General features: G+C 53.3%; 19 protein-coding genes. 12 read left to right on the top strand and 7 right to left on the bottom strand.

The genetic code is table 11. From position 1 onward, the window contains the following. Positions 1-2: 2 nt before the first annotated feature. The 3 genes from ACI43T_RS01810 to dnaA all read right to left on the bottom strand — a co-directional run bounded on the left by ACI43T_RS01810 (position 3) and on the right by dnaA (position 7,064). Positions 3-3,923, bottom strand: a complete 3,921-nt coding sequence (locus ACI43T_RS01810; RefSeq protein WP_405385366.1) for a pilus assembly protein — start codon at positions 3,921-3,923, stop codon at positions 3-5. A gap of 434 nt (positions 3,924-4,357) precedes the next feature. Beyond that, on the bottom strand, positions 4,358-5,461 hold the full coding sequence (gene dnaN, locus ACI43T_RS01805; protein ID WP_377080155.1) for a DNA polymerase III subunit beta: 1,104 nt from the start codon (positions 5,459-5,461) through the stop codon (positions 4,358-4,360). Positions 5,462-5,549: 88 nt separating this feature from the next. Further along, the gene (gene dnaA, locus ACI43T_RS01800; RefSeq protein ID WP_377080153.1) at positions 5,550-7,064 is read right to left on the bottom strand and encodes a chromosomal replication initiator protein DnaA; all 1,515 of its coding nucleotides are present in this window, start codon (positions 7,062-7,064) and stop codon (positions 5,550-5,552) included. Positions 7,065-7,354: 290 nt separating this feature from the next. Between dnaA and rpmH the strand changes: the two genes are divergently transcribed. The 10 genes from rpmH to pgmB all read left to right on the top strand — a co-directional run bounded on the left by rpmH (position 7,355) and on the right by pgmB (position 18,314). After that, positions 7,355-7,489: a 50S ribosomal protein L34 gene (rpmH, locus tag ACI43T_RS01795; protein WP_002214728.1), complete on the top strand. Its 135-nt coding sequence runs from the start codon at positions 7,355-7,357 to the stop codon at positions 7,487-7,489. 2 nt (positions 7,490-7,491) lie between these two features. After that, a complete protein-coding gene (gene rnpA, locus ACI43T_RS01790) occupies positions 7,492-7,830 on the top strand; it encodes a ribonuclease P protein component (protein WP_009174413.1) in 339 nt (112 codons plus the stop codon). Beyond that, entirely contained in the window at positions 7,830-8,048 is a 219-nt protein-coding gene (gene yidD / locus ACI43T_RS01785) for a membrane protein insertion efficiency factor YidD (protein ID WP_009174412.1), read from the top strand. The genes rnpA and yidD overlap by 1 nt, the downstream gene beginning before the upstream one ends. Positions 8,049-8,317: 269 nt before the next feature. Continuing rightward, positions 8,318-9,952: a membrane protein insertase YidC gene (gene yidC / locus ACI43T_RS01780; protein WP_405385365.1), complete on the top strand. Its 1,635-nt coding sequence runs from the start codon at positions 8,318-8,320 to the stop codon at positions 9,950-9,952. A 326-nt stretch (positions 9,953-10,278) separates the two neighbouring features. Beyond that, entirely contained in the window at positions 10,279-11,238 is a 960-nt protein-coding gene (locus tag ACI43T_RS01775) for an L-lactate dehydrogenase (protein WP_009174410.1), read from the top strand. A 145-nt stretch (positions 11,239-11,383) separates the two neighbouring features. After that, entirely contained in the window at positions 11,384-12,463 is a 1,080-nt protein-coding gene (gene apbC / locus ACI43T_RS01770; RefSeq protein WP_405385364.1) for an iron-sulfur cluster carrier protein ApbC, read from the top strand. Between the two features lie 468 nt (positions 12,464-12,931). Then, positions 12,932-14,287: an SLC45 family MFS transporter gene (locus ACI43T_RS01765; protein WP_377080148.1), complete on the top strand. Its 1,356-nt coding sequence runs from the start codon at positions 12,932-12,934 to the stop codon at positions 14,285-14,287. Positions 14,288-14,290: 3 nt separating this feature from the next. Continuing rightward, complete coding sequence (locus ACI43T_RS01760; protein WP_405385363.1) at positions 14,291-15,298, top strand: aldose epimerase family protein; 1,008 nt, start codon at positions 14,291-14,293, stop codon at positions 15,296-15,298. A 79-nt stretch (positions 15,299-15,377) separates the two neighbouring features. After that, a complete protein-coding gene (locus ACI43T_RS01755; RefSeq protein WP_405385362.1) occupies positions 15,378-17,636 on the top strand; it encodes a glycoside hydrolase family 65 protein in 2,259 nt (752 codons plus the stop codon). Positions 17,637-17,648: 12 nt separating this feature from the next. Continuing rightward, positions 17,649-18,314, top strand: a complete 666-nt coding sequence (gene pgmB / locus ACI43T_RS01750) for a beta-phosphoglucomutase (RefSeq protein WP_405385361.1) — start codon at positions 17,649-17,651, stop codon at positions 18,312-18,314. Between the two features lie 325 nt (positions 18,315-18,639). On the opposite strand, the gene ACI43T_RS01745 is transcribed toward pgmB, so the two are convergent. Continuing rightward, on the bottom strand, positions 18,640-19,530 hold the full coding sequence (locus ACI43T_RS01745) for a LysR family transcriptional regulator (RefSeq protein WP_405385360.1): 891 nt from the start codon (positions 19,528-19,530) through the stop codon (positions 18,640-18,642). 137 nt (positions 19,531-19,667) lie between these two features. Between ACI43T_RS01745 and ACI43T_RS01740 the strand changes: the two genes are divergently transcribed. Together ACI43T_RS01740 and ACI43T_RS01735 are read left to right on the top strand one after the other, a co-directional pair. Further along, positions 19,668-20,060: a CidA/LrgA family protein gene (locus tag ACI43T_RS01740; RefSeq protein ID WP_293278241.1), complete on the top strand. Its 393-nt coding sequence runs from the start codon at positions 19,668-19,670 to the stop codon at positions 20,058-20,060. Between the two features lie 12 nt (positions 20,061-20,072). Further along, the gene (locus tag ACI43T_RS01735; protein WP_405385359.1) at positions 20,073-20,768 is read left to right on the top strand and encodes an LrgB family protein; all 696 of its coding nucleotides are present in this window, start codon (positions 20,073-20,075) and stop codon (positions 20,766-20,768) included. Between the two features lie 536 nt (positions 20,769-21,304). On the opposite strand, the gene ACI43T_RS01730 is transcribed toward ACI43T_RS01735, so the two are convergent. The 3 genes from ACI43T_RS01730 to ACI43T_RS01720 all read right to left on the bottom strand — a co-directional run bounded on the left by ACI43T_RS01730 (position 21,305) and on the right by ACI43T_RS01720 (position 23,118). Then, a complete protein-coding gene (locus tag ACI43T_RS01730; RefSeq protein ID WP_405385358.1) occupies positions 21,305-22,150 on the bottom strand; it encodes a mechanosensitive ion channel family protein in 846 nt (281 codons plus the stop codon). Positions 22,151-22,234: 84 nt separating this feature from the next. Then, a complete protein-coding gene (locus ACI43T_RS01725) occupies positions 22,235-22,867 on the bottom strand; it encodes a DUF421 domain-containing protein (RefSeq protein WP_405385357.1) in 633 nt (210 codons plus the stop codon). A 110-nt stretch (positions 22,868-22,977) separates the two neighbouring features. Continuing rightward, positions 22,978-23,118: a hypothetical protein gene (locus ACI43T_RS01720; protein WP_405385391.1), complete on the bottom strand. Its 141-nt coding sequence runs from the start codon at positions 23,116-23,118 to the stop codon at positions 22,978-22,980. Between the last annotated feature and the right edge of the window lie 121 nt (positions 23,119-23,239).

Here is a 23,239-nt window from a genome sequence, read left to right as displayed (position 1 = left end):
GTTTAGAAGATTTCTCCCCAACTAATACGGTGTACCGTATTGAAAAGAGGATTAAGGTTCTCATTGGTAGGCTCCCCGCTGTCTCCTACCAGCAATGAACCTTGTTTTTTTCCTGCTTTTGTAAGCATCGTTACCGTATTGCGTTTCAAGGCGAGTTGTCCGGTATGTACCACCATAGCCGATAGTGCATCACTGCTATCAAACCTATGGTCGCGGTTGGTATCGAATACCGGGTTACGATACATGCCGCCTGTTTGCAAATCCACTTCTATCAATGCAGATACGCCGGAATTGTTGGAGCAAATATTGCCGTTGTTAGTGTTCCGGTTGGTATTGATGCTGTCATTATGATTGACGTTGAAGGCAAAAAACTGGGCCACTCTTTTATTGCGGATTAAGGCATCGTCAATACTGATAAATCCGGAAGGGAGGGAAAGTTTCCAGCCTTTATGTTTGTCGGAAATCGCATTTTGGGAGGCTGAGTAATAGGTTCTGTCGGTTTGCGAAGCTACCGGTGTTACGCTATTAATGGTTTGTCCGAGTAGGCTGGTTTCGGCAATTTTGGAACCATCGGTATCGAAAAGGCCGTAAGCATAGTTTTGCAGGTTTCGGCGTGTACTGTCTTCTACAGTAAAATATTTTCCGGTGCTGAAGATAACCGTGTAGCCGTTGCGTGATGCGATTGCGTCTGGTGCTCCGGTAATCGGTTCTTGCGCCGTACTTGTGAAAATATTTTTAGCAGTCCATCTTTTGGTGGCTTTATCGTAATCGATACGCCAGAGGTTGCCGGACTCATCACCTACATAGATACGGTCGCTTGCCCCGTCGCTATCTGTATCCAATACCTTCGGCGCCCCTACACCGGAGTTCCCCAGCTCGATGCGCTGGTAATGGGTTCCGTTTATCCACGGGCCGCCGCTTTTCCCGATGTCAAGTATATAGATGTAGCCCTTGTAATTTTTATCTGCTTTGTAACCGCTGCTAACAATGGCCACCGCTTTTTTGCCGCCGTTGGATTCAATTTCGGTAATGACGGGTTTATGTATAGTCAAGCCCAAACCATCATCGTCCGCTTTGCTGAATTCCCAGAGCAGATTGGCCGAACCCGCATTATCTAGGTTGGTGGCATCCACGGCATATACGGCCTCACCCCCGCGTCCGGCAGTACCGATGATAACGGATTTTGCTTTTTTGTTTGTCCCGTTGCCCAAACAGATTTCGGCGGTAACGGGAGTACCGTCGTTCAGGAAGATATGGCCGTCTGAAGTGTTGTCAGGCTGGCGGCTGAGGGCATAGTTTTTCAACTTGGGCAACGCAGTCGAAGGAATATAGGCGTATTTTTCTTCGCCATCTTTACCTACTATATGCAACATACCGTCATTGGCGGCGAAAGCGTAAACCGTCGTCCGGTTTCGCACGGAGGCAAAGTTTTCATATTTGCAAGTATCCGCTACGGTTTCTTCTGCAGGTGCCAAAATCGGCGTTACCGCTGAATTGACCACCGTACCCAAAAGTCCGTCCACGGCACGCTTGCGGAAGGTGCCGTCTTGTTCGAATTCGTCCGAGCCGCGTATATATTGGATCAGATTTTGAGCGTTATAGTTGGCACTGGTGCTTTCTCCCGATTTTAAGTTAAAAACAGAACTTGCCACATTTTGCAGCAATACCGTGTTCCTGCCCGAGCGGGTCCATATATTGCGTGAATTCCATCCTGAACGATATTTGGTACTAAACAGGGTGCTCAACTGCCATTGCGGAGTGGAAAATCTGGTGTTGCCGTCATCAGACAAATAATACGCAATAACGTCGCCTTGCCAGCCGAATTGTTGGCTTTTCTTATATGAAGATTGCAATACGAAAGGTTTTTCCTTCGTTGTCAAATCTAATACGCCGTTCTTATTCAATTCTGCATTTAAGACTGCTTGGGACGGATTGTCGGACCTGGCCGAAGCGGCATTAAACGAACTGCGTAACGCCTCAATCATAGATTCAGGATTATTCGCGGCAGAATAATTGCGCGGTACCCCGTCAGGAAAGGGAGTTTGTCCGTTACTCTTAATTATTCGGCTTTTCCCTACGGCGTCATCGGTCCAACGCCAACGGTCGGACTCGTATGCAGTCAATTCCGGCGTTCCGCCTTCTTCTTCCTCTTTGCTGCTGTAGAAGCCGCCGTATTTGGCCGCCCAATAAAATTGGTTTGCCCAGCCTTTATAGTCATTGTGTTCGACGACATCCAGCATAATTGATTTGATATATTGTTTCCCCAATAATTGAGGACGGAAATCGTTGGTACGCGCCCAATAAGCCAAGCCTGCAATTGCTCCGTAGGATTTTGAGCTGCTTCGGTTGGTCAGTTGATAACCGCTGTGGATTTTCGGATCTACCTTGCTTTCATTCGTCTTGATTTTATTCATATACAGGCTGACATCTATCTCGCTGTCGGATACATGGCTGTTCGCGTATTCCGGTCCTGAACCGGGAAGGTCTTGGTCTAAGTTTGAGTTGGTGTCGCCAATGAACAGAATATAGTTGGGACGGCATACCGCCGCTTTGCCGTCGGTAGCGGATTCTACCCAGTTGCCTAAGTTGTCTTTGGTTTGCGGCAGTAGGGGGTCGTCCCAATTCGAACTGGAAATAACGGGGAAACCGTCTTTGGCGGTAGCCGCTTTAACCGGATCCGGAGGAATGGCGGAGAAAGAGGCAGGGACCAAGTCTTTTCGGTTTCGCAGATAAAGCAGGCCTGTATAGTAAAGCTCATCTACGGGGTCTAATGTCTTATATGTGCCTGCATCGCCGAATTTGTTGAGGTAGTTGATGACGCCGCTGTTGGATACGCCGCTTGCATCGGCATCTTTGGCATCGGGATTGATAATGAAAGTACCGTCGGTTTCGTTAATTTCTTTGCCAAGATCTATCCCCGTATTGGTGCGGCCTCCCAATAGCGATTTCATGCGGGCGCGCATCACGCCGCCATCATGAGTGCCGACGTTCATGTAGCCGAATACACTGAAGCGGGCCTTTTCAGCTTTGGCCTGCATGATGCCCTCGGGTTTGTAATATGAACCGTATTGGCGGCAGTTGTCTTCCAGCAGGCCGGGTTTGCATACCTCCACCACCATGTTGAAAGTTTGGCTGTTTGCATCGCCTTCGTTGCAGTTCATGTAGCTGCGTTGTATACGTGTTGCAGAATTAGGGATTTTGGTCGGCGCATTGCAAAACGTTATTTTGAAACCGGAGCTCATGACAGTGATGTCGTCCTGAAGGCCGGAAGATGACCGTATAGTACGCGCGACAGACGGCATGGTACGGCTTAGCAGTGTGGCACTGATGGAGCGGTTTAGGAAACTTTCAACGTTAGTACTGTATTCGCCACCCATGACGAAGGCACGACGCAAGGTTGTACGGTTGGGCATATCGCCGTTTTGGTAATTTTCGACAGACGAACCTTTGGCTCCGAAAGCACGATTACCGCCGGTCATCTCTTTACGGAAAATATCGATGGCGCTCATCCCCAGCCAGTTTAAAGCTTTACCGCTAAAGGTATTTCCGCCGCAGTTGCCGTTGTTGGTTGTATTGACGGGAGTAAAATAAGCATTGTCCCCGCTGCCGATATAGCTGTAGCACTTACCGGAATCAAAATAACCGATGAAAGATTTGCTTTGGTCGAATTTTTGTTCGTTAAGCTGTCTTTTACCTTTTGGGTTCCATATATTCGCAGCTTCATAAGCCGCCCCTGCCGTCGGATATTCCACCGACAGGGCCAGCAGAATATTTGGCGGGTAAACTGACCCCACCCCTACCAGCGGCTGTTGGTCAAAGGTAGTGGCAGAGGCGTGTGTTGGCAGTAAGACGGTCAATGCGGCCGCTGTGCAGGCGGCGAGTGTACGAATGGGGAAGTACGGGTGTTTGTTGAATTTTTCCATCGTTTTCTTTTTCGTAAGAGTTGCGTTGCAGACGGCGCCTGAGCAAAGTGTCGTAATGAATTATTGTTAATAATTGTTATTGTAAAAAATAAAATTATAATTAAATTAATATTTTCTTCTTTAATAAACTATTAATCTGTACCTTGGTTATGTATTTATCCAATACCTGTAACAAATTTAGTTTTGTGAAACTCTGTTACTGAGTGAATAATAACAATAGCTGGTAATAATTACGAATGTCCGAATTATTTACCGCTTGTCTATAAAATGCAAGTGGTATTTTATGTTTTATAGGGTTGTGACAGTATGGTGAGCGATTTTGGGGAATGGACAATCTTGGATGAGGAGTGCGCAGGGAAAGCGAATATTGCCGGCAGAACAGTAAAAAGGCCGTCTGAAAACAAGTTTCAGACGGCCTCGGTTTTTGTTACCCATCAAATCCGCATCGGCATCACGATGTATTTAAAGTTCGGATTATTGGGGATGGTAAACAGGGTCGAACGGTTGGCGTCTCCGAAGGCGAGTTGCATGTCGTCGGCGTGTACGTTGCGAAGCACGTCCATCAGGTAGCCGATGTTGAAACCGACCTCAAGTTCGCCGCCTTGGTAGGCGATTTCAAGTTCTTCGCGGGCTTCTTCCTGTTCGTTATTGCTGCACACGACGCTTAACAGGCCCGGTTGCAGGAACAGGCGCGCTCCGCGGAATTTTTCGTTGGCGAGAATGGCGGCACGCTCGAGTGCACCCAAGAAGTCGGTTCGGGAAACAAGGAAGATTTTGTCGTTGTCCAGCGGGATGACGCGGTTGAAATCGGGGAATTTGCCGTCGATGACTTTGCTGACGATGGTGGTGCCGTTGCATTGGAAACGCACTTGGTTGTCAAGCAGCTCGACGGTGATTTGTTCGGACGGATTGTTCAGCAGCTTAAAGAGTTCCAATACGGTTTTACGCGGCAGGATAACTTCGGTTTTGGGCAATTCGGCTTCGATTTGGCTGGCGGCATAGGCAAGGCGGTGGCCGTCGGTGGCGACAAGGCGTAATTGGTTGCCTTCGACCTGCATCAAGAGGCCGTTGAGGTAATAACGGATGTCTTGCACGGCCATGCTGTATTGCACCTGCGAGAGCATGTTTTTGAAGGTTTCCTGAGTCAGCGAAAAAGCCGTGCTGACGTCGTTACCGACGCTCATCAGCGGGAAATCCTCGGCAGGCAGGGTTTGCAGGGCGAATCGGGATTTTCCTGCTTTAAGGGTCAGCCGGTTGTCGGCCCAGTCGAGCGATACGATGGCGCTTTCGGGCAGGGCGCGCAGGATGTCTTGGAATTTCTTGGCATTGGTGGTAATGCGGAAGTCTCCGGTCTGGCTTTCGGGGCCGGCGGTGTTGATTTGGATTTCCAAGTCGGTGGCCAGAATGTTGGTTTGTCCGTTGCTGCTTTCGAGCAGTACGTTGGACAGAATCGGCAGGGTGTGGCGGCGCTCGACGATGCCGGTTACTGCTTGTAGCGGCTTGAGCAGGCTGTCGCGGTCGGCTTGTAGAATCAACATGTTTTATTCCTTTGAATTTTGAAATCCGGTTTTATCTGTTTTTCAGACGGCCTTTAGCCGATTGGGTTGGAGAGAGGCCGTCTGAAAGTCAATTTTGAATCATAATCAGCAGCTTTTCGTAATCCTGCGCCAGTTCGGGGTCGTCTTCGCGCAATTTGGCGACGGCTTTGACGCCGTGCATGACCGTGGTGTGGTCCCGCCCGCCGAACGCATCGCCGATGGAGGGCAGGCTGAGGTTGGTCAGCTCTTTGGTCAGGCTCATGGCGACTTGGCGCGGGCGGGCGATGTTGCGGGTGCGTTTTTTGCCAAGTATGTCGCTGATTTTAATCCGGTAGTATTTCGCCGTTGCATCGATGATGATGTCGGCGGTAATGACTTTGTGTTTGACGGCGATGATGTCCTGTAAAGCGTCGCGCGCCAAATCGATGTCAATCGGCTTATTCATGAAGCGGCTGCTGGCGCTGACGCGGTTGAACGCGCCTTCCAGCTCGCGCACGTTGGAACGGATAAGGTTGGCAATGAAAAAGGCGGCCTCGTCGGTCAGGCTGATACCGGAGGATTCGGCTTTTTTTTGTAAAATCGCCACGCGCATTTCCAGTTCGGGCGGTTCGAGCTCCAGCGTCAATCCCCATGAAAAACGCGATTTCAGCCGGTCGTCCATATCTTCGATTTTGGCGGGAAGGACGTCGCAGGTAAGGATAAGCTGTTTTTTTTCGTTATGGAAGTGGTTGTACAGATAGAAAAATTCTTCCATCGTACGGTCTTTGCCCTTGATGAACTGAATGTCGTCGATGATGAGCAGGTCGTATTGTTTGTATTGCTGTTTGAACACGTCGTAGCTGTTGGTACGTACGGCGCTCATAAAGCTGCGTATATAGTCGTCGGAGTGCATGTAACGCACTTTGGCGTCGGGGCGGTTTTTCAACAGCTCGTTGCCGATGGCCTGTACCAGATGGGTTTTGCCCAAGCCGGTGCTGCCGTAGAGGAAAAACGGGTTGTAGCTTTGGCCGGGATTTTCGGCGATGGATTGTGCGGCGGCGGCGGCGATGCGGTTGCCTTTGCCTTCCACCAGCGTTTCAAAAGTATAGTCGGAAGACAGGTTGGTCTGGCTGTAACGCGTTTCCGCCGCGCCGCGCTGTTCGTCGTGTTTGGTTTTGGCAGTCGGGTTGGCCGCCGCAGGTGCGGGTTCTGGCTCGGTACGGCGGTTGCCGTGCGGCAGGTTTTTCATGCGCTCGGCGAGGATGTCTGCGGCGGTTTTGTTCGAAGGTGCCGGTGTGGTGTGCGGATGGGCGGGGGCGTTTTCAGACGGCCTTTCTTCCAAAGATTTGCCGGATGCGTCTGAGGCCATAGGGTAGCTTCGGCCCGTACCCGTTTTGAACAAGAATGCGGCTTGTTGCGGCGCAAGTTCGGCGCGGACGGCTTCAATATCGGCGGCAAAGCGGTTTTGTAGCATGTTGCAGGCAAACTGGTTTTTACCGTACACCACCCATGTGCCGTTTTCTTCGCCCACGGTCAGCGGCGCAATCCAAGTTTGGAATTGTTGCGCAGGTAGGGAATCGTGGAGTTTGCGGAGGCACAGCGGCCAGAATTCTGCCAAAGTCATGAAAAGCCCGTCAGGAAAATCAAATCAGGCCGTCTGAAAAATAAAAAAGCAGCCACAACGTTCGTTATTTTTCAGACGGCCTGCAAGGAAATATGCATAATTAATGCAATTATACCGATTTTTATCCACAAGCGCATCAGAAATTTTATCCACAGAAGCGGCCACATTTTAACTCGCGGCAAATCGGAACGTTCGATAAAATCATCGCCAACGCGTTAATTCTGATTGACAAATCCGTCGGATTAGGGTGTAATCCGCAGTTTAATTCTACCGATTTTTTAGGAAAAGACATGAAACGCACTTATCAACCTTCGGTTACCAAACGCAAACGCACCCACGGCTTCTTGGTGCGCTCCAAAACCCGCGGCGGCCGCGCAGTGTTGGCTGCGCGTCGGGCCAAAGGCCGCAAACGCCTGGCCGTATAATTTTGGACAACCGCTTCGGCAGGCAGTACCGCTTATTAAAAACGGATGATTTTTCATCCGTTTTTGCGTTAAGAAACCGACGCAGCCGCGATTTGTTGCAGGTTTCGCAGTCGGGCGACAACGGCCTGAACCATCCGCGCCTCGGTCTCGTGGTCGGCAAGAAGGCCGCCAAACGAGCCAATGCGCGCAACTATATGAAACGCGTTATCCGCGACTGGTTCCGCCGCCATAAGGAAATTTTGCCGCCGCACGATTTCGTGGTGCGGGTGCATCGGCCTTTTACGCGTGAAAATGCCGCCGATGCCCGCGAACAGTTGGCGCAACTGATGAAGAAACGCTGATGGGGCTGACTGCAAAAATCATGCTCGGGCTGATTCGGTTTTACCAGTATGCCGTCAGCCCGCTGATTCCGCCGCGTTGCCGGTATACGCCGACTTGTTCGCAATATGCGCTGGAAGCGGTAAAGAAATACGGCGCGTTCAAAGGAGGTTGGCTTGCCGTCAAACGCATTGCCCGCTGCCATCCTTTCGGCGGCAGCGGACACGACCCCGTACCTTAAAGAACTTTTTAAGAGAATTGGGGCGGGAAGACGGGGAATGGTTTGTATGGAATTTAGTCGGGCGGAACGGAATATGCCCCACCGAACCGCGAAAATCCGTGTCGGGTTTGTATGTCCGTTGCCGTTGAAACAGCCGTTTTAAGGCCTATCTGCACCGCATTTGCTTTTTGCGTATTTTTCTTTTATTTCTCATCGGTTTCTATATAATGCCGTCTGAAGTAACCATCCCACCTTTTGATATTTACATCCTGTAAATTTGGAAAATTTTTATGGATTCTAAAAGACTTGTAACCTTTGCCGTTATCGCGTTTGCGATATTGTTCGGTTGGCAGAAGCTTTTCCCTGCACCGAAGCCGGCGCAGACGCAACATGCCGTGCAGCAACAGCAGGCGGTTGCCGCCAAGGCGGAAGCGGCACTGACTGCCGCCGTGCCGATTACCGTGACCACCGATACGGTCAAGGCCGTTATTGATGAGAAGAGCGGAGATTTGCGTCGGCTGACTTTGCTGAAGTACAAAGCGTCGGGTGATGCGAACAAGGATTTCGTCCTGTTTGACGACGGCAAAGACCACACTTATGTCGCGCAAGCCGAACTGTTGGATGCGCAGGGCAACAATGTCCTGAAAAACGTCGGTTTTACCGCGCCGCAAAAACAATATACGTTAAACGGCGATAAAACCGAAGTGCGCCTGAGTGCGGAGGCGGACGGTCTGAAAATCGACAAAGTCTATACTTTCACCAAAGGCAGCTATTTGATCAATGTACGGTTTGACGTAACTGACGCGGGCGGCAAGCCTGTCAACCTGACCGCCAACTACCGCGTGGTGCGCGACAGTAGCAAGCCCGAAGGGCAGGGCTATTTCACCCAGTCGTATGTCGGCCCCGTGGTTTATACGCCCGAAGGCCAGTTTGAAAAAGTAACCTTCTCCGATTTGGACGACGATTTCAAATCCGGCAAAAACAAAGCCGAATATGTGCACAAAACCAATAGCGGTTGGTTGGGCATGATTGAGCATCATTTTATGGCGACTTGGATTCTCCAGCCGAAAGACGGCCAGACCGTTTGTGTGGCGGGCGACTGCCAGATTGACATCAAACGCCGCGGCGACAACCTTTACAGCGCGGGAGTGAGCGTGCCGATGGCGGCCGTTGCCGCGGGCGGCAAAGCGTCGGTTTCGATGAATCTGTATGCCGGCCCGCAGACCACCAGCGTGTTGGCAGGTATTGCCGACAAGCTGCAACTGGCCAAAGATTACGGCAAGGTACACTGGTTTGCGTCGCCGCTGTTCTGGCTGTTGAACAAGCTGCATGAACTTATCGGCAACTGGGGCTGGTCGATTATCGCGCTGACTATCATCGTTAAGGCGGTGCTGTATCCGCTGACCAATGCGTCCTACCGCTCGATGGCCAAAATGCGTGCCGTGGCGCCGAAACTTCAGGCGATTAAAGAAAAATACGGCGACGACCGTATGGCGCAGCAACAGGCCATGATGCAGATGTATAAAGACGAGAAAATCAATCCGCTCGGCGGCTGTTTGCCGATGCTGTTGCAGATTCCCGTGTTCATCGGCCTTTACTGGGCGCTGTTTGCCTCGGTCGAGTTGCGTCAGGCGCCGTGGCTGGGCTGGATTACCGACTTGAGCCGTCCCGATCCGTTTTACATCCTGCCGCTGATTATGGCCGGTACGATGTTTGCCCAGACTTTTCTCAATCCGCCGCCGACCGATCCGATGCAGGCGAAGATGATGAAAATCATGCCGATGGTTTTTTCGGTGATGTTCTTCTTCTTCCCCGCCGGTTTGGTACTGTACTGGGTGGTCAACAATCTGCTGACCATCGCGCAGCAATGGTATATCAACAGGAATATTGAGAAGCAGCGCACTCAGGGCGAAGTGGTTTCTTAAGTTAAGGATAAAGGAGGCCGTCTGAAAACATTTTCAGACGGCCTTTTCGTATCGGGAGGGTGGTTTGTTTCGGTTCGGGCTTTGTCCGGCGTTTTTCTGTCGTGAGCGTGGTTTGGGATGCGATAACTGCCGGACGTTTAAGTTTCAGACGGCCTTCTGGCAGTAGGGAAAGGCAGGAATGTGTTTGCCGTCCGTTTGATTTTCTTCCATTCGGGTACACCAGATTTCAGGCGGATAGAGGCGGTCTGTAATTTGACGTTGCGGGTGCTTAGTGCTATTAATTCTTGTTTGGCAATATTTCGCAACAAATCTTTAAGGATGAGGCAATGAAAAAAGTAGGTAACAAAGTGGTGGTGGTCGGCACAGGCTCGGTGGGTATCAGCTATGCGTATTCGATGCTGAATCAGGCACTTTGTGATGATTTGGTCTTAATCGACCTTAACCGCAAACGCGCCGAAGGCGAGGCGCGCGACTTTCGGCACGGGATGCCTTATGCCGCGTCGCCGGCACGGATTTATGTCGGCGATTACGGCGACTGTTCCGATGCCGACATCGTGTGCATCTGCGCCGGACTGCCGCAACGCCCGGGCGAAACGCGGCTGGATTTGATCGACAACAACCTGCGCGTGTTCCATTCCATCGTTACGGCGGTTATGGCGTCGGGCTTCGATGGAATCTTTCTGGTGGCGACCAACCCTGTCGATGTGCTGTCGTATGCGACTTGGCGGTTCTCCGGCCTGCCGAAGGAGCGCGTCATCGGTTCGGGTACGATTATCGACTCCGCCCGCTTCCGCAGTTGTTTGGGCAACGAATTTAATGTTGCGCCTTGGAGCGTGGATGCGATGATGATAGGCGAACACGGCGACAGCGTGATCGCCGTATGGAGCACCGCCAATATTTCCGGCATGTCGGTGAAAAAGATTCTGGGGCAGGAAGAGGGCGGCAAGGCGCGGATGGAGAAAATCTATTCCAACGTGCGCAATGCCGCTTACGAAGTGATTGAGGCCAAAGGTTCGACCAGCCACGGTATCGGCATGGGCTTGAGCCGCATTTCCAATGCGATTCTGCACAATCAGGGCGTGGTGTTGCCGGTGTCGTCCCTGCTTGAGGGCGAGTTCGGACAAGAAAACGTGTATATCGGCGTGCCGACCGTGGTCAACCGCCAAGGTGCGGTGCGCATCATCAATCTGGATTTGTCCGACGACGAAGCGGAGCAGTTTGCCCGCTCCGCCGAATTGTTGAAAAGCTACCAGCGGAAAGTCGACGACTTTATGGCGGCACGGTAATCCCGCTCCTGGCCGTCTGAAAACCAAGCCCTGTTCCCCGCCGGAGCAGGGCTTAGTTACAGCGGCTGAGTCCAATATATCCCGCGTTCTGTTAAAATATCCGCATCCGATTATTAACCCGAACAAACACATCAAGAGAAATACCATGAATATCCCAGCCATTCGGACCGCCCTCGAGGCGGTGCAGATTCCCAATACCGGCCGCACGCTCGGCGGTGAAAAGGCCGTACAGGCGGTCGAAGAGCGTTCAGACGGCCTCTACATCACCCTGCAATTCGGCTTTCCCGTCAACCATATCGGCGCGGAATTGGCGAACAGGGTGCAGGAGGCCGTCATCGGCATCACAGGCGATGCGCACATCCACCTCAGCATCGACACCGTTATCGGCACGCACAAAGTGCAGCCCGGCGTTGCCACCATCAAAGGCGTGAAAAACATCATCGCCGTCGCATCCGGCAAGGGCGGCGTCGGCAAGTCCACCACCACCGCCAACCTCGCTACCGCCATGGCGCGTATGGGCGCGCGCGTGGGCGTGCTGGATGCCGACCTCTACGGCCCCAGCCAGCCGACCATGTTGGGCGTGCAAGACCGCAAACCCGACCAGCAGAACCAAAAACTGATACCCGTCGAAGCCGACAGCGGCATCCAAGTGATGTCCATCGGCTTTCTGGTCGACACCGACCAAGCCGTTGTCTGGCGCGGGCCGATGGTGAGCCAGGCCTTGCAGCAGTTGATGTTTCAAAGCGAGTGGGACGACGTGGACTACCTCTTCATCGACCTGCCGCCGGGCACGGGCGACATCCAGCTTACCCTGTCGCAGAAAATTCCGGTAACCGGTTCGGTGGTCGTTACCACGCCGCAGGACATCGCCCTGATTGACGCGCGCAAGGCGGTGGATATGTTCAACAAAGTCAACATCCCGATTCTCGGCGTACTGGAAAACATGTCGGTACACATCTGCTCCAACTGCGGCCACGCCGAAGCCATTTTCGGTTCGGAAGGCGGCAAAAATCTGGCAGGCCGTCTGAACGTGCCGCTGCTCGGACAGCTCCCGCTGAGCCTGCCCGTGCGCGAAGCGATGGACAGCGGTTCGGCCAAGCAGCTTTTGGAAGACAATCCCGCCATCGCCGAAATCTATACCGACGCGGCTTTCCAAATCGCCCTCGCCATCGCCGACAAAGGCAAGGATTTCAGCAGCCGCTTCCCGAAAATCGTCGTCGAATAAAGTGCTCGGGCAGCAAGCCTGCTTGCAATAATCGGGCTTTTTAACCGTCGAGGCCGTCTGAAAACTGTTTTCAGACGGCCTTTTGTTATATGCTTTGATTTAAAACAGTTCCGGATGAAACTGCCGTTGCCGAACACGGGCGGGTCGGATAGACTGGCAGGCGGGCAGATGTCGGGTTTCGCACTGCCGTTTTAAAAATATCGAGACACGGTATCGAAACCGTGCAGGCTGTCTGAAAAACAACATGAGCCATGCGGACACGGCCGTTACTGTTCCGAATCAACCGCTATCACCACATTTTCTTCAAGAGCAAACCGGTTTTTGAGTTGTCGATGAATAACAAACTTCCTGCGGCATATCCGGCCAAACGACCGGCCTGTTTCCGCTCGGATTCAAACCTTCGCAGGAAGCCTAATAAACCATAATTTCTTTTATTTATTTACAGCTAAAAAAGAAAGGAACTACCTCATGTCGGAAAATACGCAAAAACCTTCGCGGCAGGGTTTGCCCTCGCTGCCGAAAAGCACGATTTGGATGCTCAGTTTCGGCTTTCTCGGCGTTCAGACGGCCTTTACCCTGCAAAGCTCGCAGATGAGCCGCATCTTCCAGACGCTCGGCGCTGACCCGCACAGCCTCGGCTGGTTCTTTATCCTGCCGCCGTTGGCAGGGATGCTGGTGCAGCCGATTGTCGGTTATTACTCCGACCGCACATGGAAGCCGCGCTTGGGCGGCCGCCGTCTGCCGTATCTGCTTTACGGCACGCTGATTGCGGTCATCGTGATGATTCTGATGCCGAACTCGGGCAGCTTCGGTTTCGGCTATGCGTCGCTGGCGGCTTTGTCGTTCGGCGCGCTGATGATTGCGCTGTTGGACGTGTCGTCGAATATGGCGATGCAGCCGTTTAAGATGATGGTCGGCGACATGGTCAACGAAGAGCAGAAAAGCTACGCCTACGGGATTCAGAGCTTCTTGGCGAATACGGGCGCGGTTGTGGCGGCGGTCTTGCCGTTTGTGTTCGCGTATATCGGTTTGGCGAACACGGCCGAGAAAGGCGTCGTGCCGCAGACCGTGGTCGTGGCGTTTTATGTGGGCGCGGCGTTGCTGGTGATTACCAGCGCGTTCACGATTTTCAAAGTGAAGGAATACGATCCGGAAACCTACGCCCGCTACCACGGCATCGACGTGGCGGCGAATCAGGAAAAGGCCAACTGGTTCGAACTCTTGAAAACCGCACCCAAAGCGTTTTGGACGGTCACTCTGGTGCAGTTTTTCTGCTGGTTCGCCTTCCAGTATATGTGGACTTATTCCGCAGGCGCGATTGCGGAAAACGTCTGGCACACCACCGATGCGTCTTCCGTAGGCTATCAGGAAGCGGGCAACTGGTACGGTGTATTGGCGGCGGTGCAGTCGGTTGCGGCGGTGGCCTGTTCGTTTGTACTGGCGAAAGTCCCCAACCAATACCATAAGGCCGGTTATTTCAGCTGCCTGGCTTTGGGCGCGCTCGGCTTTTTCTCCGTTTTCTTCATCAGCAACCAATACGCGCTGGTGTTGTCGTACACCTTAATCGGCATCGCTTGGGCGGGCATCATCACTTATCCGCTGACGATTGTGACCAACGCCTTATCGGGCAAACACATGGGGACTTACTTGGGCTTGTTTAACGGCTCTATCTGTATGCCCCAAATCGTTGCTTCGCTGTTGAGCTTCATATTATTCCCGATGCTGGGCGGTTTGCAGGCCAATATGTTTCTGGCGGCGGGGGTTGTGCTGTTGTTGGGCGCGTTTTCCGTGTTCCTGATTAAAGAAACACACGGCGGGGTTTGAGCGATGAGCGATACCCCCGCTACCCGCGATTTCGGCCTGCTCGACGGGCGGGTCGTAACCGGCTATGTGCTGTCCAACCGGCGCGGTACGCGCGTCTGCGTGCTGGACTTGGGCGGGATTGTGCAGGAATTTTCCGTTTTGGCAGACGGCGTGCGCGAAAACCTCGTGGTGTCGTTCGACGATGCGGCTTCCTATGCGGACAATCCGTTTCAAATTAACAAGCAGATAGGGCGCGTGGCCGGACGCATCCGCGGCGCGGCGTTCGACATCAACGGCAGGACTTACCGTGTGGAGGCCAACGAAGGCAGGAACGCGCTGCACGGCGGTTCGCACGGGCTGGCCGTTACCCGTTTCGACGCGGTGGCGGCAGACGGCCGTTCGGTGGTGCTGCGCAGCCGCCTGCAACAGTCGGCCGACGGTTATCCCAACGATTTGGATTTGGATATTTCCTACCGCTTGGACGAGGACGACCGGCTTACCGTTACCTATCGCGCCACCGCGCTCGGCGACACGGTGTTCGATCCGACGCTGCACATTTACTGGCGGCTGGACGCGGGCCTGCACGATGCGGTTCTGCATATTCCGCAGGGCGGACATATTCCGGCCGATGCCGAAAAACTGCCCGTCTCAACGGTTTCAGACGGCCTCGAAGTATTTGATTTCAGCCGGCCCAAGCCGCTGGATGCCGCCGTTGCCGCCCTGCGCCGCGAAACGGGCCGGGCCGGTTTCGACGACGCTTACCGCGTGCCGCCCGATATAGATCGTCCCGCCGCCGTGTTGCAGGCCGGATGCCGCCGCATCAGCATATACAGCGACCGCAACGGCCTAGTCATCTTTACCGCCGCCCCGCAGGATTTCGCGCGGCACGATGCGGGCGTTTACGACGCGCTGGCGACCGAGGCGCAGACGCTGCCCGACAGCCTGCATTGGCCCGAGTTCGGCAATATCCGTCTGAACAAGGGTGATACTAGGGAGGCGACGATTGCTTACGGCATCGAATCCCTTTCTTAGGAGCCTCTTAACACCGGTTTCAGACGGCCTTTTTAAGATTTCACCATTCCCTCAAATCAATCCAAACAGGAGCTTTACGATGTACACAAGAATCATGGAAATCAGCCCTTGGACGCTGCGTTCGGCAAAACTGGAAAAAGAACACAAACGGCTGCAAGAGAGCCTGACCAGCTTGGGCAACGGCTATATGGGTATGCGCGGCAGCTTTGAGGAAACCTATTCCGCCGACAGCCACTTGGGCACCTACATCGCCGGCGTGTGGTTCCCCGATAAAACCCGCGTCGGCTGGTGGAAAAACGGCTACCCCAAATATTTCGGCAAAGCCATCAACGCGCTCAATTTCAGCAAAGTCAAAATCTTTGTCGACGGGCAGGAAGTCGACTTGGCGAAAAACGACGTTGCCGGCTTCTCCGTCGAACTCGATATGCAGTACGGCGTGTTGCGCCGCTCGTTCACCGTATTCGGCGTGCGTTTCGATGTATGCAAATTCCTGTCCGTCGCGCAAAAAGAACTGGCGGTCATCCGCTGGGAAGCTGTGTCCGTCGACGGCAAAACCCACCAAGTCCGCATCGATTCCATCATCGACGCCGACGTGAAAAACGAAGACTCCAACTACGAAGAAAAATTCTGGCAGGTATTGGACAAAGGCGTTTCAGACGACCGCTCCTACATTGCCACCCAAACCGTCGCCAATCCCTTCGGCGTGGAACAATTCATCGTCAACGCCGAGCAAACCTTCGCCGGCAGCTTCAAAGCCCTCGGCGGCAGCCAAACCGACTGGCAGGTCTCCAATTCTTTTGAAGCCGAAGTCGGCAGTACGCCCGAAACCTTTGAAAAACGCGTGATTGTCACCACCAGCCGCGATTATCAGGGCTTGGAAACAGTGAAAGCCGCAGGCCGCGCCTTGTCGGAAAAAATCGCAGGCGTTGCGTTTGAAACCTTGCTGGAGGCACACAAAGCAGGCTGGCTGCACCGTTGGGAAATCGCCGACGTAGTCATCGAAGGCAGCGACGAAGCGCAGCAGGGCATCCGCTTCAACCTGTTCCAACTGTTCTCCACCTACTACGGCGAAGACGCGCGCCTGAACATCGGCCCCAAAGGCTTTACCGGCGAAAAATACGGCGGCGCGACCTATTGGGACACCGAAGCCTACGCCGTGCCGCTTTACCTCGCACTGGCGGAACCCGAAGTTACCCGCAACCTGCTGCAATACCGCCGCAACCAACTGCCGCAGGCGCAACACAACGCGCGCGAACAGGGCTTGGCGGGCGCACTCTATCCGATGGTGACGTTTACGGGCATCGAGTGCCACAACGAATGGGAAATCACCTTCGAGGAAATCCACCGCAACGGTGCGATTCCTTACGCCATCTACAACTACACCAACTACACCGGCGACGAAAGCTATCTTGCCAAAGAAGGCTTGGAAGTCTTGGTCGAAGTGTCCCGCTTCTGGGCGGACCGCGTCCACTTCTCCAAACGCAACGGCAAATACATGATTCACGGCGTAACCGGCCCGAACGAATACGAAAACAACATCAACAACAACTGGTACACCAACACCCTTGCCGCATGGGTATTGGACTACACCCGCGAAGCCTTGGCGAAATACCCGCGCCCCGATTTGAACGTGAGCGCCGCCGAGTTGGAAAAATGGGCGGACATCAGCGCCAATATGTACCGTCCGCATGATGAAGAACTCGGCGTATTCGTGCAGCACGACGGCTTCCTCGATAAAGACATCCGCCCAGTGTCCGCGCTTTCGCCCAACGATTTGCCGCTCAACCAGAAATGGTCGTGGGACAAAATCCTGCGTTCGCCCTTCATCAAACAGGCGGACGTCTTGCAAGGCATCTACTTCTTCGGCGACCGTTTCAACATGGACGAAAAACGCCGCAACTTCGACTTCTACGAACCGATGACCGTGCACGAAAGCTCGCTGTCGCCTTGTATCCACGCCATCCTTGCCGCCGAACTGGGCAAAGAAGAAAAAGCCGTGAAAATGTACCAGCGCACCGCCCGCTTGGACTTGGACAACTACAACAACGACACCGAAGACGGCCTGCACATCACCTCCATGACCGGCTCGTGGCTTGCCATCGTCCAAGGTTTCGCCCAAATGAAAACCTGGGGCGGCAAACTCAGCTTCGCACCGTTCCTGCCGAGTGCGTGGACAGGCTATGCCTTCCACATCAACTACCGCGGCCGTCTGATTAAAGTCGCCGTCGGTAAAGAAAACGTGGTCTTCACCCTGCTCAAAGGCGAACCGCTCGATTTGCAGGTGTACGGCAAAGACATCACGCTCAGCGGCAGCTACACCGTTGCGTTAAACAAATAAGGAGGATGCAAAATGACTTTCACCGCAGTGCTCTTTGACCTCGACGGCGTCATCACCGACACCGCCGAATATCACTACCGCGCATGGAAAAAGCTCGCCGAAGGGCTGGACATCAGCATCGACCGCAAGTTTAACGAGCAGCTCAAAGGCGTGTCGCGCGACGATTCGCTCAAACGCATCCTCGCGCACGGCGGCAAAACCGTCGGCGAAGCCGAGTTCGCCGAACTGACCCGCCGCAAAAACGACAACTACTTGGAGATGATTCAGGCAGTCAAACCCGAAGACGTGTACCCCGGCATTTTGCCGCTGCTGGAAGCATTGAAAGCAAACGGCAAAAAAATCGCCCTCGCGTCCGCCAGTAAAAACGGCCCGTTCCTGCTCGAACGCATGGGGCTGACCCACTTCTTCGACGCCGTCGCCGACCCAGCCGCCGTCGCGCATTCCAAACCCGCCCCCGACATCTTCCTCGCCGCCGCCGAGGGCGTGGGCGCGGACATCCGCCGCTGCATCGGCATTGAAGACGCAGCAGCAGGAGTAGCCGCCATCAAAGCCGCCGGCGCCTTGCCCATCGGCGTGGGCAAAGCCGAAGACTTGGGCAGCGACATTGCGCTGGTGTCCGGCACCGCCGAGCTGACCTACGCCTACCTGCAAAGCGTGTGGGCACAGTCGGGCAGGTAAAGCCGCGAGGGCACAAAAAGGCCGTCTGAAAACAGGAGGTATCGTTTTCAGACGGTCTTTTTAATTTTTGGTCGTGTTTGGATGTCGTGTTGATATTTAACTTTTCGTCACTTCCGTCTATGGATAATTCACTTACTTTTTGATGCATTACCTACTGTCAACCGTCATTCCCCCGCAGGCGGGAATCCAGACCCATATGCACAGAAACTTATCGGGTAAAGAGGTTTCCTCAATTCTACGTTTTGGATTCCCGCCTGCGCGGGAACGGCGGGGCTTAATAATCAGTCATGGCCGACAAGCAATCCCTGAGTTTTCAGACGGCCTCTCATCCCTGTTTCCCGAACTCTTCCCGCACAATGTCCAGCCAAGCCCTGAGCGCGGGGGTAGGGCGCTGGTGTTTTTTCCACGCCATCGTCAGTTGCCAGCGGATTTCGGGTTCGGTCAGCGGGACGGCGGCGAAGGTGTCGGGGTTGATTTTGCGGGCGTAGTATTCGGGCAGAAGGGCGATACCCATATGGTGCGCCACCATGTCGGCGAGCAGGTCCCATTGTCCGGTGCGGCAGACGACGTTGGGGGTGAAGCCTTGGCTGCGGCAGGCGGTTTGGATGGTTTCGTTGAGGGAAAACCCTGAGCCGAACAGGATAAACGGTTCGTGTTGCAGGCTTTTGAGGCTGAGGGTGGCATGACGGGCTTGGGCGCGCGGCATAAGGACGACGAGCGGGTAGTCGCACAGGGGGATGCTGTCGAAGTCTTCGTGGACGGGGGCGAGCAGTTGTCCGGCGTCGAGTTCGTTGTTGCGCAAGGATTGTTCGATGGCGAGCGAACCTTGTTCGAGGAAGGTCAATTCGATGCCGGGCCATTGGCGGCGGAAGCGGAACAGGGCGTTGCTGAGCAGGTCGCTGCCGAGCAGTGCCAAACCCAGCCGCAACGTGCCGCTTTTGATGTGGCGGTAGCCGTCGATGCGGGCGAGCAGCAAGTCGCGTTCGTGCAGGAGGTTCAGCGCGTGGCGGTACACTTCTTCGCCGATGGGTGTGGTGGCGACTTGGCGTTTTTTGCGGCCGTTTTCTTTAACCAACAATGGTACGCCCAGTTCTTCTTCCAATGCCTGTATGGTTTTGCTGACGGTGGGCTGGGTCAGGTTGAGCGCGGATGCGGCGGCGGAGAAACTTTGCAGGCGCACGAGTTCGGCGAAACAGTACAGGCTTTTGAAGTCCATTATTCCTCTTGGGCATGATTTTGACGGGGATAATTCATATTATGCGTAAAGGAAACCCCTATAATCAAGCCTTTTGCGGATGCAGGCATTGCACCCGACGTTACCTCAAACAACTATATCGATTACTACTAAACATCATGGATTCTTTCAGCAGAATTTTTCAGACGGCCTTGCAACTGGCCATTGTCGGCTTGGTATGGGCCGTATCGGAAGCCGTAGTGCGTTTTACCCACCTTCCCGTATCTTCGGGCGTATTGGGCCTGTTTTTAATGTTGGCCCTGTTGGGCAGCGGCGTGATTAAAGTCGGCATGGTCGAGCGCGGTGCCAAATGGGTGTTGGGCGAACTGGTGTTCTTCTTCATCCCGATTATGGTATCCGTGTTGCAGTACCGCGATTTGCTGATGTCGGAAGGCTGGCAGCTCGTGCTGACCATCGCCGTCGGTACCGCACTGGTGATGATCAGCACGGCGCTGACGCTGAATTTCTGCTACCGCTGGAAACGCCGCCTGCATAAAAAACTGCACGCCTGATAAGGAATAAAAATGGATTACGTTGCACTTGCCTGCTTCGTCTGGACCTGCTTCGCCTATTTCGTGGCGAAAAAAATCTACCGTAAAAAACCGCTGATGATTTTCTCGCCCGTCGTTACCGTCTCGGTCAGCACCATCGTCCTGATGCTGCTTTTAGGCATTTCCTACGATACTTACCACAAATACACGCAAGGCATCGTTTTCCTGCTCACGCCAGTAACGGTCGCCTTCGCCATCCCGATTTATGAAAACCGCGAAGTCATCCGCCGCCAGCTTCCCATCCTGTCGATAGCGATTATGGTCGGCATGTTCGTCGGCGTCGTCAGCGCGTTTCTGATGGGCAATATGTTCCACTTCGACAGCGAAGTGACCAACAGCCTGATGGCGCGCTCGATTTCCACACCGTTTGCCGTCGTATTGGCGGGCGAAATCCACGGCTCGGCCGCGCTGGTGTCGCTGTTCACCATCATCACCGGCTTCGTCGGCATGATATTCGGCGACTTGTTTTTAGCGTTTACCCGCATCCGTTTCCATACCGCCAACGGCGTCGCCTTCGGAAACGCCGCCCACGGCTTCGGCACTTCCCGCGCCGGACAACGCCACGAAACCGAAGGCGTGATGGCAAGCCTGACCATGATATTGGCAGGGCTGTTTATGGTACTGTTCGGTCCGAGCATGGTTCATTTGGTGGTTTGGATGATGGGTTGAGTGTCCTTTCAAAGAGGAATTTCAGACGGCCTTTCACGCTTGGAAGCCCATCATAGGGCGGGCATTCTTGCCCGCCTTTTAAATTTGCGCGGTTTATTGAGTTCGGGCGGATTTCGGCCCGGCCTAGGGGTTTCTGGTAACCTGCTCTCTTGCCCGTCCGGCGGCGGAGTCAGCGGCATTTATATTGCTGAAATCCTACCGTCCTGACCTTCCCTGCCGGACGGGTGAAGGACAAAATTGCCCTTGTTTGGGCTTCGTTGTCCAGCGAATAGGGGAGACAGAGGCCGTCTGAAAACCTGAAATCAGCCAGAGTAGGTCGGACAGCCATGTCCGACCTACCTCTACTCAGAAAAATAGAAAATACCCGTCCGCGCAGGAATGCCAACAGATGTAACAAGGCCGTCTGAAAACGTTTAGGGATTTTTAGACGGCCTTGGATGTGTTTTGTATTTCAACCGCCGCGTGCGTGCCTTAAGGTATGCACGCGGTTTCAGTAGGTCGGATTCTCGAATCCGACAAAAGCCTGCAACTTACCCTTACCCCTGCTGCGGGATGATATGCACATCGCGCTGCGGGAAGGGGATATTGATATTTGCAGCGCGCAGGTTTTCCACTACCTGCTCGTTCAGCCCGAAGCGGAACGCGCCCAAATCGGCTTCGTTCGTCCACGCCCAAAGTGTGATTTCGATGGCGCTGTCGCCCAGGTTGGTAATATATGTTACTGCCTCTTTGCCTGAGGTCTGCACACACAAGGGATGCTCGGTGGCGGCTTTCAAGACGGCGGCTTTAGCGGCTTTCAGATCGCAACCGTAATCGACGCCGACCACCACCTGCACGCGGCACAACGGCATGGAAGAACGATTCACGATACAGTTGCTCATGACAACGCTGTTGGGCAGGATAACTTCTTCATTGTCGGGCGTACTCAGTGCGGTCTGCACCATTTTAATCTCGCTCACGGTGCCTTCGAAGCCGTTTACTTTGATGAAATCACCAACCTTAAACGGACGAAACAGGATAATCAGCGCACCGGCGGCAAAGTTCGACAGTTGGTCTTTCAGCGACAAAGCCACCGCCAAACCCGCGCCGCCGATTAAGGCGGTAACCGACGTGGTCGGGATGCCCAGCTTGCCCAGCGCGGCAATGATAATCAGGATTAACAGACCGATATTAGCTACATTGCCCAGAAAGCTCACCAGCGTTCTGTCCACTTTGGCACGGGTCAGCGCAGCTTTCATCAAAATAACGAGGCGGGAAGCTATCCATTTACCGATAAGGAAAATCGCCAGCGCGGCAACGAGGTTGGTGCCGAATGCCATACCGGTTTCAGCGAGGCGTTCCCAGCCTGAGAATGAGGAGAAGTTTTCAAGATCGAAATTCATGATTTTTGAGGATGATAGTTGAGGATAATATTTTTAAATGTATTTATTAAAATTAAGGGGGTAACAGCAATTCCGTTGCAAACCTTATTGCCCATATTCCGTTACCGTAATCTTTCCGCTGTCGTATTCCGCAAGAAATACCGTGCCAACATCCGTTATTCCCTGAGTTTTCAATTCGGCCAGTAGCCAATCTTCATCTTTATCAATCATTTCCAGTGTGGCCGGCTGAATGCTGCCGTCGGTAATCAACGGATATTTCGGATTTTCCTCACCAAAAGATGTGATGATGAGCTGCCCGTCCTGTTCGAGAATGGCCTGTTTGACATCTTTCACCGCATAAATGCCCTGCATACGCAGCTTAAAGGACAAATCATTCGCTGAGATACCTACTTTACGCACCGCGTCCACATCGATTTTGCCGTGTGAAATCAACATCACAGGTCGCCCGTCCACTAATCTCTTAACCAAATTGTTATGTTTTTTCAGCCAGCGCAGCGATAAAACCGCCGCAAACCAAATAGCCAAAATCAGCATAAATACGGGAATAGAAATATCGGTGTTGTAGATGACCCCACCGACAATACCGCCAAGTACATAGTTCTGCACTTGGTCGCTGGCCGAAGCAGGCGCAAGATTGCCCTTTCCGGTGAGATTAATAACCAGCACGAGTGCCAATAGGCCCAAGATAAGTTTGATTGCAACGATTATGTAAAACATCAGCGTATACCTCTGGAAAAATGGCGTAGTTTTATTCTTAGCGGGCGCAGTTTAGGTTGAATCTGTACTTGCGCCCCATTGAAATACCGACAGAATTATACCTAAAAATATTAATGCGCCTTTTCCCAATTCGTTCCCACACCAACCTCAGCCACCAGCGGCACTTTCAACATCCCTTCATTCACTTTCGCCATAATCTGCGGCAGTTTTTCTTTCACCAAATCCAGTTTGGCTTCGGGGACTTCCAGCATCAGTTTGGTAGGTCGGATTCTCGAATCTGACGGCTTTGAGATGGCAGCTATAAATGGAATGGGTGGCAATATCAGCAAACTTTGTTGGATGCTACGATTCATTCATTAATTTATAAAAATA

The sequence above is a fragment of the Neisseria oralis genome (genome assembly GCF_045062685.1).
GTDB lineage: Bacteria > Pseudomonadota > Gammaproteobacteria > Burkholderiales > Neisseriaceae > Neisseria > Neisseria oralis.
The sequence above is the reverse complement of the archived record's forward strand: the minus strand, read 5'-3'. Positions and strand labels throughout refer to the sequence as shown.